Annotated in this window: 9 protein-coding genes; 3 read left to right on the top strand and 6 right to left on the bottom strand. The window is 43.1% G+C overall.

Annotation, left to right across the window (positions count from 1 at the left end; translation table 11 throughout):
• The first annotated feature begins 156 nt into the window (after positions 1-156).
• The 3 genes from K245_RS0114955 to K245_RS0114940 all read left to right on the top strand — a co-directional run bounded on the left by K245_RS0114955 (position 157) and on the right by K245_RS0114940 (position 3,272).
• A complete protein-coding gene (locus K245_RS0114955; RefSeq protein WP_027359885.1) occupies positions 157-1,170 on the top strand; it encodes a radical SAM/SPASM domain-containing protein in 1,014 nt (337 codons plus the stop codon).
• Positions 1,171-1,313: 143 nt separating this feature from the next.
• Positions 1,314-2,570, top strand: coding sequence for a glycosyltransferase (locus K245_RS0114945; RefSeq protein ID WP_027359884.1), 1,257 nt, complete (start codon positions 1,314-1,316; stop codon positions 2,568-2,570).
• A 75-nt stretch (positions 2,571-2,645) separates the two neighbouring features.
• Positions 2,646-3,272, top strand: coding sequence for a hypothetical protein (locus tag K245_RS0114940; protein ID WP_051284181.1), 627 nt, complete (start codon positions 2,646-2,648; stop codon positions 3,270-3,272).
• A 58-nt stretch (positions 3,273-3,330) separates the two neighbouring features.
• Here the strand turns inward: K245_RS0114940 and K245_RS0114935 are convergent, their stop codons facing one another.
• From K245_RS0114935 to ftsZ, 6 genes are all read right to left on the bottom strand, one after another.
• On the bottom strand, positions 3,331-3,750 hold the full coding sequence (locus K245_RS0114935; RefSeq protein WP_027359882.1) for a secondary thiamine-phosphate synthase enzyme YjbQ: 420 nt from the start codon (positions 3,748-3,750) through the stop codon (positions 3,331-3,333).
• A gap of 51 nt (positions 3,751-3,801) precedes the next feature.
• Complete coding sequence (locus K245_RS0114930) at positions 3,802-4,437, bottom strand: YchE family NAAT transporter (RefSeq protein ID WP_198013897.1); 636 nt, start codon at positions 4,435-4,437, stop codon at positions 3,802-3,804.
• 247 nt (positions 4,438-4,684) lie between these two features.
• The gene (locus tag K245_RS0114925; protein WP_027359880.1) at positions 4,685-6,151 is read right to left on the bottom strand and encodes a diadenylate cyclase; all 1,467 of its coding nucleotides are present in this window, start codon (positions 6,149-6,151) and stop codon (positions 4,685-4,687) included.
• Positions 6,152-6,198: 47 nt separating this feature from the next.
• Positions 6,199-6,609, bottom strand: a complete 411-nt coding sequence (locus K245_RS0114920; RefSeq protein ID WP_084156328.1) for a DUF2914 domain-containing protein — start codon at positions 6,607-6,609, stop codon at positions 6,199-6,201.
• Between the two features lie 307 nt (positions 6,610-6,916).
• Positions 6,917-8,629, bottom strand: a complete 1,713-nt coding sequence (locus tag K245_RS0114910) for a radical SAM protein (RefSeq protein WP_232223837.1) — start codon at positions 8,627-8,629, stop codon at positions 6,917-6,919.
• A gap of 152 nt (positions 8,630-8,781) precedes the next feature.
• Entirely contained in the window at positions 8,782-9,975 is a 1,194-nt protein-coding gene (ftsZ, locus tag K245_RS0114905) for a cell division protein FtsZ (protein WP_027359877.1), read from the bottom strand.
• Positions 9,976-10,001 lie beyond the last annotated feature (26 nt).

Genomic DNA, 10,001 nt, shown 5'->3' with positions numbered 1-10,001 from the left:
CCCGCGCTTAAATTTTTCTTCAATTTCTTCACCTGATTGTCAGTGATCATCCAATGATCCTCCATATCACAACATTGGATAACCGGGTTTGCATTAAGCGGGAATTCTAATTGTCGTCAGGGGGGATTTATAACTGTCGTTGATCAGGAGAGCTTAATGAATCATCACCCTGAAAGAATAATCATGCAGTGGCATATAACAGAACAGTGCAATCTCCACTGCCTTCATTGCTACAGGGATGATACCAAAGCCTTGGAGCCTGATATTTCGGATCTTTTTTTTGTTCTCGAGAGATTCATTTCCTTCCTCAGTTCAAAACGCAACAAAAGAATTAAAGGTCATATCAATATTGCCGGAGGTGAACCGCTAATCAGGAAGGATTTTTTTGAGTTCATATCGATCCTTTCTTCCATGGGCAAATTGTTTTCTTTTGGTATTCTAAGCAATGGGACAATGATAGATAAAAACGTGGCTTCTTTTCTCGCAAGAACCGGAGTTTCCTTTGTGCAATTAAGCTTGGACGGGATGCAAGAAAACCATGACCAGCTAAGGGGCTGCGGCAATTTCAGAGTTGTTGCAAAAGCCATAAAGAATCTTGTGGATGCGGGCATAAGAACCATTATTTCATTCACAGCAACAAAAATAAACTTCAGGGACTTTACGGAGCTTGCAAAATTCTGCAGGCGTCAGAGGGTTTCAAGGCTCTGGGCAGACAGGATGATTCCGCTTGGTTCAGGCGCCTTTATTTCAGACACCTGTCTCAGTCCTTCTGATACTGATAAATTTGTCAGAATAATGGCAAAGGCCAAAAATAATACATCAAAATTCAGGTTTTCAGATACAGTCATTTCCATGAACAGAGCTCTTCAGTTTCACAGAGCTGGCGGGTATCCATACAGATGCAAGGCCGGAGACTCAATTTTTGCGGTTATGCCCGACGCTTCGGTTTATCCATGCAGAAGGATGCCTGTCAATGTCGGCAATCTGATGGAAAAATCCATGGAAGAAATTTATAATTGTGATTTCTTTATTAGTCTTAGGGAGGCAGACAAATTAATTGAAGGTTGTCAGTCATGCTTTTACCGGACATTGTGCAGGGGCGGGCTCAGATGCCTTTCATACGCAGTAAAAGGAAGCCCTTTTCATAAAGACCCTGGCTGCTGGATGTAAACAGCTTGTCCTGAAATTCCGGCCTGTTATTTATTCATACTTCTGCTTGAAAAAAAAACTGTAGTCGTTTATTAAGACAAACTTTGTTTATATAAGTCTCCCCGCTTATCAATTCAATATTTCGGGCTTTATTCAGGTGTTCCATGAGATTACTTCTTTTCCCTGTCGGAAGTTACGGCGATGTTTATCCAATGCTTGGCCTCGGAGTTGAATTAAAGAAAAGAGGGCATGAGATAATAGTCTGCACCTATGGCTATTTTGAGGATCTTGTAAAAGAAACTGGCCTTGATTTTAAAATGGTCGGAACAAAAGAGCAATATCTCGATACGATCTCCCACCCTGATCTTTGGAATCCTTTGAAAAGTTTTCTACATCTTTTCAAAATGGGAGGAGATACAATTATGAGAGGGCAATATGAGGCCGCCAAAGAGCTCAATCTGCCAGGCAGAACTCTGATAGCAGCAAGCTGTCTTGCAACAGGAGCGAGACTCGCCAATGAAAAGCTTGGAATACCCCTCGTTTCTGTGCTTTATCAGCCGACCGCTCTCTGGAGTGATTATGAAACCCCAAGATTCTACGGGCTTGCCACTGGAAAAAATGTTCCCAAAATACTGAAAAGAGCCCAGTATTATATTCTGCATATGCTATTGTTCGGCCCCACAATAACAAGAGGAACAAATCAGTTCAGAAAAGAGCTCGGACTGCCGTTAATAGCAAAAATTGATCCCTGGCTTCTTTCAGAAGAGTGTATTCTCAATCTGTTTACAGACTGGTTTGCGCAGATACAGCCTGACTGGCCTGCAAATATATTTTATGGCGGTTTCCCTTTATGGGATGGAGCTGAAGTCACTCCGCTCCAGCCCGAAGTTCAGGAGTTCATGGAAAACGGTCTGCCGCCTGTAATTTTTACCCCTGGAACCGCGAATATGCATGCTGAGAAGTTTTTCAGGATTGCGGCTGATGTTTGTTTTGAAATGGGGGTGAGGGGAGTATTCCTTTCAAGATTTTCGCACCAGATTCCCGCCTCTCTTCCTGAAGGAGTTGTTCATTTTGAATACGCCCCTTTAAGCAGGCTTTTAAAAGGTTCGACGGCAATAGTACATCATGGTGGTATAGGAACAACTGCCCAGGCGCTTAGTTGTGGAACTCCGCAGATAATAATGCCGTTCAGCTTCGACCAGTTTGATAATGCTGATAGAATAGAAAGACTTGGCGCTGGTTTGGCAATAAAGTCTTCAGAATTCAGCCATCAGACCCTGAAAAGAGCTCTTGGCCAGATTATTGACCAAAATGGTCACAGAAATAAATGTGCTGAAATTTCTTCAAGGTTCGGTGAAAAAAATCCTGTGGATGAATCATGCGACATAATTGATGGCTTTATCGCAAAAAAGTTCGGATAGCGGCTGCCAGAATTAAAATACAGATTATGTCAGCTTTTTTTACCAATTATTGCTTATGATTATGAAGGAGGCATCTTGATTCTAAACAATCCCCAGGCGACTGACCAGGCAGTTCAGATATTGCGATCAGGGCAGAATTATCAATGGTACGTCATAACTCTTGTGTTGCTTGTCGCATATGTATATGGCCATGAATATGAACGCGGTAATATAAAGGCTATAGCAGCAGGGCTTGGGCTCTACATGGTTCACTGGTTCGTCGAGATAGTTAATGCCCTGATTCATCATTTTACAGGACATGCACTCTGGACAGTTCCCAAAGGTACTGCATTTCTAATCATGATTGGGGTCTGCATAGAAATCAGCCTAATGTTTTCAATCGCAGGTATTGTCACAACAAAGATTCTTCCCAAAGATCCCTTTGCAAAGATTTTCGGGATAAACAGCAGGATATTTGTCACAATTTCAAGCGCGGCAATTGCTTCAATCCTTGAAATCTTTTTTGTAAGGACTCCGGCATTTGTATGGGTTTATCCTTTGTGGGGATCTTTTCCGGTATTTATCCTCGTTTATATTCCATTTTTTGCCGCAGCCTGTTTTTGTTACGACGCCGAGTCCAAAAAAAGCTGGGGGTTTATTGGAACGCTTGGAATCATAAATCTTGCTGGTCTTGTGATTTTCGGATTTCTTGGATGGATATAGCCCGCGCAAAATTTTTGCCGGGAACGGCTCAGCCATTCCTGGCATAAGAATAATGGTATTATTCGCCTATGATTTTGATCAGGACTCTCTTTTTTCTGCCCCCGTCAAATTCACCGTAAAAGATCTGCTCCCAGGGGCCGAAATCAAGTTTCCCTTCTGTTACCGCAACAACAACTTCTCTGCCCATGATCTGGCGTTTTAAATGGGCGTCTCCGTTGTCTTCTCCTGTAAGGTTATGTCTGTAAGCTGCAACAGGCTCATGCGGAGCAAGTTTTTCGAGCCATTCTTCATAATCATGGTGAAGACCGGATTCATCATCGTTTATAAACACCGAGGCTGTGATGTGCATGGCGTTGATTAGGGCTATGCCTTCTTTAATTCCACTTTCGGCAAGACTGTCTTGTATAAGTCTTGTAATGTTGAGAAAGGCTCGCCTCTGTCTGATATTGAACCACAATTCTTTTCTGTAGCTTTTCATGATGACTCTCCTTAATGATTTTTATTTTTTTGAAAAAATCTGAATAAAGGATCATCCGAGACCCGGAAAAAACTGCTTCAGACCGCTTGCAATGAATTCCACGCCTATTGCGGCCATAATAAGACCCATTATACGGGTAATTAGGTTTATTCCTGTTTTACCAATTTTTAGGGCTATCAAGGAAGATAGTCTGAGAAGGCACCATACGAGGGCTGAAAGTGCTGTTATCACAATAAACAGGCTGAAATAATGGGCTATGTTGAGGTGCTTCTGGGCATGGAGAATAACAGTGCTTATTGCTCCGGGCCCTGCGAGAAGCGGGATGCCAAGTGGAACGACCGCCAGACTTTTCCTTGACTCAAGATCAATGGCTTCTTCTTCTGACTGCTTTTCAGGGCTTAGTTTTGCCTGAAGCATGGATATTGCGGAAAGCAGCAGCAATACTCCCCCTGCGACTCTGAATGAGGCGATGGATATACCGAAAAACCTGATGATGGCGTCGCCTGATATAAGGGATAACGTCAGAACCATGAATACTGTGTAGGATGCGAGATCTCCGGTCTGCTTCCTTTCTGAAGAATTCATCCCTCTGCTTGCGTCAATGAATATGGGGATGATTCCCGGGGGATTTACCACAGCAACAAGGCTTACGAAAAATTTAAGATAATAACCCCATTCATCCATCATTTTCTCCGGTTAGTTGCTCATATATATTCATTAATGTGGTTATGTCTTATTTCCAGTTATGAGGGGTTTGGGCGAGCCGCATTTTGAAGAAAGCTCCGCAAAAACCTTTAAAATTTTTGACAATGTTTCAAACAGTCCGATTTAATTAATTCCGGTTAAGGCCGGAATCACGAAGAGTCTGAAAATACAAAGTGCCGGATCAAGTCCGGCATGACGCTTAAGCCTTTTCCTGCTTTTTGCGAATCCGTCATTGTTCCTTTGTAGATTCGCCTTCAGGATCTGCCTGCTCGTTTGCTTTTTCAACGGTATATGAGACTTCAATGTTTTCCGGCTCACCCTTTGCTATTGAGATCGATGATGAATCCAGGACAACCGGAACTTTTACCGCACCATCCGATGTTATTGTTCCGACCGGAATCTTCTGGGTGTATATTGTTTCTATGCTTTCAAGTATCTTGCTTCTTCCTTTTAAAAGTACAGTATCTGGTTTGGGCTTGGCATCCGATATCCTGATACCGTCGGGGATTTTCCCGCTCCAGTCTACCTGAACAGGGATTCTTTTTGTAGACATCTTGTCGATAACAACTTCAATGTTTGACGGTGATATTTTTTTAAGCTTTATTCCTGCCGGCATTGTAACCGTTGTTCCGTCAAGCTCGAATTTGTTCAGACCAGGATGAGCCTTTGAAACATCGACCTGTACCCTTATCTGTCCTTCCCTTATGGCGCTTACTAGTATTTCTGATCCTGTTACCTGTATCGTAGCGGTGTCATAGGCTGATTCCGCTATTTCAGCTTCAGGGTTCTTGTTTATGAATTCTATCGGCGCAGCTATATTTATTAGGGTGTTTTTCCCTCTTGTTATTGCAAACCAGGCAGTAAAAACAAAGATGAATGAAAGGGTCGCCGCCACAGCAATTTTAAATCTTTCCTTTGCTTTTTCAGGAGTGTAGTGGCCAGGCCCGAAATGGTTTTTTATCCTGTCTTCAAGCTGCTCTTCGGTCTCGATGTGGCTTATTTCAGCGAAACTTATTGCTGCTATAGCTCCTGTTTCCTCTGAAACGACAATGGATAATGCATCGGAAATTTCGGTTATTCCTATTCCTGCCCTATGCCTTGTTCCATAGTCTGAAGGAAGATCCGTTCTCTGGGTCAGGGGAAGAACAGCCTTGACAGCCTTTATTCTGCTTCCTGATATTACCGCAGCTCCGTCATGCAGGGGGTTCAGTTTCCAGAAAACACTCTCTAAAATTTCCTTGCTGATCCTTGCATCAAGCAGCAGTTCGTTTTTAATTATATTGGACAGCTCTTCTCTGCCCTGAAACACGAGAATGGCTCCGCATTTCTTTTTTGCCATTGCAAAAACAGCTTTGGCTATGAGATTTTCAGGGGGTTTGTTGACAGGTCCAGGGCTTCCCCAGAAAAGAAATCCTCTTGGCAGCTGGAATACTCGCCTGATCTCATTTCTGAATACTACTATGACAATCATGGCAGCTAGTGCCGTTATGGCTTCAATTACCCAGCTTGTCAGAAGAAGACCCGACGATTCCGCAGCTTTTTTGACAAGCCACAGTATAGCGAGCGCTATGAGGGATCTGACAGTATTGGTGCCCCTCAATATCATGTAAACCCTGAACAGGAGATAGCTGTTTATTGTTATATCAATTATATCCTGCCATCTTATGCTCAGAATGAGTGACCACAGGCTTTCCATTTGTAGTGCCTTTTTGTATCTTATGGATTATATAGGTTTATTTTTGATCAATCTAAAATGCTGAATCTCACAACTTTAAGAATATTTCCGTCAGCATCTGTAATATCAACTCTCCAGGGGCCGTTGTCATAGTCTCTAAGCTGGATGGAACTGAACGTGACCCATCTTGGTGGTTTGACACTCAGTTTGATTCTGGACGAGAGTCTGTCTCTTTTGTACCAGTTGTGATATATGACTCCGTTTTCCTTAATTTTTTCAAGAACTGTATGGCAGTATATTCTTTCTATGCCATTCCTGAAAACCACTGCTTTTTTAGCAGGTTCCCTGTTAACTATTTCTTCGCATATTACGGCCTTTTCCACTTCAAGATTGGCCGCAAATAAAGGAGAGGCGCAAAGAATTAAAAAAATAATGATTAAAGATACGCTTGCAAGAAACTTTGTTTTTTTTGCTTCCATTTTCAGCTCTTTTGAAAAAAGGTTTCTATACTCATCAATGTCACAGCATGAACATTTGAAATGAGTCAGGCCGTTTGAATGGCAAGCCTGTTGTTGCATCATTACAGGAAAACCCTTTTGAAAAAGGGTTTTCCAGACCTTTCCCAAAACTTTTATGGTTTTTTATTACGGGTTGATAACATATGTTTTTCAAGCAAAAGAATCCATAACCGAAAAGTTTTTGCCAAGCTTTTTTCAAAAAGCGGCCTTTGACCTTTCATTTAAAAGAAAAGTTCAAATTATGACGATGTGAAGTATACTTTATCCGTCATCCGCAGACCCCGCATTTTGTACATCCGGGTACAGCAGGACAGGGCGGTGTTTCCTCGGCATTAATGGCCTTACTGTATTCTTTCCAGAGATATTCCTTGGGCACTCTGTTTTCAATAATATCCCATGGCAGTATTTCTTCTTTGTCCCTTTTTCTTAGTGCCATGAATTCAGGATCTATTTCTGATTCCTTGAATGTTTTCGGCCAGTTCCCATTATTATTCAGTGCTTGTTCAAGAATGTCTCCGACTCTTCTGTCGCCCCTTGCAAAAACCGCCTGAATAAAAGACCAACGTGGCGGATCTGCGTGAACAGTCACATTGGGTATTCTTCCTATTTCCTTGTGAATCCTTGCAATTTTTTTCTTTAGCTTTGAAGGGCTTTGCATTTCCTCCCACTGGAAAGGAGTCGCAGGTTTTGGAACAAATGAGCTTATTCCGACAGTTATGTCACCCATTCTTCCCTTTGGCCTGCTTTTCTCAAGAAAAGCTGATTTGACCCTTTTGGTGAGCCCGATTATTTCATCAAGATCTTCTTCTGTTTCTGTTGGGAGTCCTATCATATAATAAAGCTTGATATTCTGGAGTCCTGAATCTATGGCCACTTCAACTGCTTTAATAATCTCTTCTTCAGTGAGCCTCTTGTTTATTACACGTCTTAGTCTTTCAGATCCGGCATCCGGTGCTATTGTTATTGATCTTGCACCGCTTCTTGCTATGGTTTCCAGCATTTCACAGGTAATGCCATCAGCCCTGATGGAGCTGAAGGTGATTTCCATACCCTGGCTTTCGGATAAAGCGCATATTTCCTTAATATCAGGATGATCTGTTATCGCAGCCCCAACAAGCCCTATCTTAGATGAATTGTCAGACCCTGATCTTATTGTTTCGCTAATTGCGGAGATGCTTCTGAATCTTGGAGGTCTGTATATGTAACCAGCGCTGCAGAAACGGCATCCATGGGGGCATCCCCGTGATATTTCAGTCAGGAAAGTATCACCGAAAGTTGTGTCAGGAGTCAGAATTACACTTGAAGTTTCAAAAGATGAAATATCCCTGGCATATACTCTTTGAATTTTATTTGGATATGAATCATCGCATCTTATTGAGCCTATTACATTGCCGTCATCATAAACCACATCATAGAGCGATGGCACGTAGCATCCCCGGACTGTGCCGGCCACTTTTTCAAGAACGCTTGCTTTTTTGATCTCAGGAGAAAAAATGTCCAGAAAGCCTGGCAGAATCTCTTCGCCTTCGCCAATGAAAAAAATATCAAAAAAAGGCGCAAGTGGTTCAGGGTTCAAAAAACAGGCTACTCCGCCGCCTGCTATGAGAGGGAATTTTTCGTCCCTCTGGGAGGCTTTAAGCGGGATTCCTGCTTTTTTCAGGATTTCCAGAATATTCAGATAATCGTTTTCAAAGGAAATTGAGAATGCTGCAATGTCAAAATCAGTGATAGGCCGTCCTGATTCAAGACTCAGGAGTCTTTGATTGGTTTTCTGGACTTCTTCAGGAAGAAAGAACCTCTCGCAGACGTAGTCTTCCCTTGAATTGATTATTCTGTATACGGCATGGAATCCAAGATTGGTCATCCCAACCTGGTAAGTGTTCGGATATATCAGGGCGACTGTGCGTCTGTTTCGCCAGTCTTTATGAATTGCACCGGTTTCTTTGTGTCTGCTGTCTGTTATTGTCATTATATGCTGCATTTGAATCCAGAAGTTTAATCTTATGATCTGGTGTGCACGGGTTGCGTGCACACCTTAAACTCTGAAAAAACGTCTGAGATTTTTAGTTTGGTACAGCCCTTAACATTCACAAAGTGCAAGTTTGCTATGCAATGGTCCCTTTCCTTAAAAAGCTAATCAGCTTTCCTTCTGAGGAAGGTCGGAATTTCAAGATCATTGCTGTCCATGGACACATTTCTGTAACTGTTCTTGTAGCTCTGTCCTTGGTTAGAAGACTGCTGCGATTTGCCTCTGATTACCCTCACTTCACCAAAATCATTGTTGAGGTCGTCAGGCGTAATATCCCTTATCCTGCCCCGTACTGCAGGTTCTGAAGCTGATTTAGACGCAGCTATGGGCGCCTTGTCCATATAGGTTTCCTGGCCTATGCCAGTTGCAATTACAGTAATTCTGATTTCATCGCCAAGGGTTTCGTCTACCGTATGACCCCAGAATATTTCTGCGTCATCTCCTGCTTCTTTGTAGATTCTTTCAGACGCTTCCGCTACTTCGTCCATTGTGACATCGCTTGTACTGCAGATGTTCATCAGAACGCCCTTGGAGCCTGAAATGGAGATATCTTCAAGAAGAGGATGTGAAATTGCTCGTTCCGCAGCTTCTGCAGCCCTGCTTTCTCCGCTTGAAACGCCTATTCCCATCAGGGCCATGCCTGATTTTGACATTACTGTTCTAACATCTGCGAAGTCGAGGTTAACAAGACCAGGCACCATGATGAGGTCAGTGATGCCTTTTACAGAGTGGTGAAGAATTTCATCCGCTTTCTTGAACATGTCAAGAAGACGGGCATTCTTTGAGGCAATACCACGAAGTCTGTCATTGGGAATTGTGATTACCGTATCAGCAACTTCCTTCAGTCTGAGAATTCCTTCCTCAGCCTGGATTGCGCGCTTCTTGCCTTCAAAAGAGAACGGTCTGGTAACAACAGCCACGGTCAATGCACCAATCTCTTTGCAGATTTCCGCAATGACAGGGGCAGCTCCTGTGCCTGTTCCGCCACCGCATCCTGCAGTAATAAAAACCATATGGCTGTCAGCAAGAGCTTCTCTTATCTGATCAGCACTTTCAAGCGCTGCCTCACGCCCGATCTGTGGATTTGCTCCTGCGCCAAGGCCTTCTGTCAGCTGGGAACCCATCTGGATTTTTATTTCCGCCTTGGAGTTCTCGAGGGCCTGGGCATCAGTATTGGCCACAATGAGTTTCACTCCGCTCAAGTGGGCGTCGATCATGTTGTTAACAGCGTTGCCGCCCGCCCCGCCGACGCCTATGACTTTAATTTTCGCTGCCTTACTATTAACCTGCTGGACCATAAATCCGCCTCCTGAAAGTGAACCTT

Source organism: Desulforegula conservatrix Mb1Pa, from assembly GCF_000426225.1.
GTDB lineage: Bacteria > Desulfobacterota > Desulfobacteria > Desulfobacterales > Desulforegulaceae > Desulforegula > Desulforegula conservatrix.
The sequence above is the reverse complement of the archived record's forward strand: the minus strand, read 5'-3'. Positions and strand labels throughout refer to the sequence as shown.

What these genes read in the sequence shown, in the direction of transcription:
- K245_RS0114955 (WP_027359885.1), top strand. Translation starts at nt 157, where the DNA reads ATGAATCATCACCCTGAAAGAATAATCATGCAGTGGCATATAACAGAA.
- K245_RS0114945 (WP_027359884.1), top strand. Translation starts at nt 1,314, where the DNA reads ATGAGATTACTTCTTTTCCCTGTCGGAAGTTACGGCGATGTTTATCCA.
- K245_RS0114935 (WP_027359882.1), bottom strand. Translation starts at nt 3,750, where the DNA reads ATGAAAAGCTACAGAAAAGAATTGTGGTTCAATATCAGACAGAGGCGA.
- K245_RS0114930 (WP_198013897.1), bottom strand. Translation starts at nt 4,437, where the DNA reads ATGATGGATGAATGGGGTTATTATCTTAAATTTTTCGTAAGCCTTGTT.
- K245_RS0114925 (WP_027359880.1), bottom strand. Translation starts at nt 6,151, where the DNA reads ATGGAAAGCCTGTGGTCACTCATTCTGAGCATAAGATGGCAGGATATA.
- K245_RS0114920 (WP_084156328.1), bottom strand. Translation starts at nt 6,609, where the DNA reads ATGGAAGCAAAAAAAACAAAGTTTCTTGCAAGCGTATCTTTAATCATT.
- K245_RS0114910 (WP_232223837.1), bottom strand. Translation starts at nt 8,629, where the DNA reads ATGCAGCATATAATGACAATAACAGACAGCAGACACAAAGAAACCGGT.
- ftsZ (WP_027359877.1), bottom strand. Translation starts at nt 9,975, where the DNA reads ATGGTCCAGCAGGTTAATAGTAAGGCAGCGAAAATTAAAGTCATAGGC.